Annotated in this window: 1 protein-coding gene; it reads right to left on the bottom strand. The window is 67.5% G+C overall.

What is annotated here, in order from left to right; all coding sequences use genetic code 11:
* A partial coding sequence (locus A9995_RS15790; protein ID WP_369815873.1) for an archaeosortase/exosortase family protein occupies positions 1-226 on the bottom strand: 226 nt, incomplete at its 3' end.
* Positions 227-381 lie beyond the last annotated feature (155 nt).

The raw sequence follows: 381 nt of genomic DNA, 5'->3' as shown, positions 1-381 counted from the left end.
GGTGAAAACTGGTGAAGCAGGTCAGCACGCCCAGCGCGATCATCGCGATCAGGAAATGGACGCCCGCGCAGGCTTCGGCGACGATGAACAGCCCGGCGGGGGTGTGGATGTAGATCCCCTCGATCCGCGCGGGAACCCCGACCATATGGGTCAACGCGATCGCCATCTCGGCGGTGAGATACTGGAGCGGCGGGACGATCTCGTCGCCGAACGGCACGAGGAACACCGCAAAGCCCAGCGGCAGCGCGAGCAGCGCACCGACCCGCGGGCCCTAAGCCCAGCGTCGACGTCGCCGGCCAGCCGGGGAGGCCGATCCGCCAACCGCGAAACCGGCACTGCGCCACGCAGATTGACGAGTCGGTCGTATCGACCAACCGAACC

It is taken from the genome of Erythrobacter sp. QSSC1-22B (assembly GCF_001678665.1).
In the GTDB taxonomy this organism is placed as follows: domain Bacteria; phylum Pseudomonadota; class Alphaproteobacteria; order Sphingomonadales; family Sphingomonadaceae; genus Qipengyuania.
This window is presented reverse-complemented; position numbering and strand designations above follow the sequence as displayed.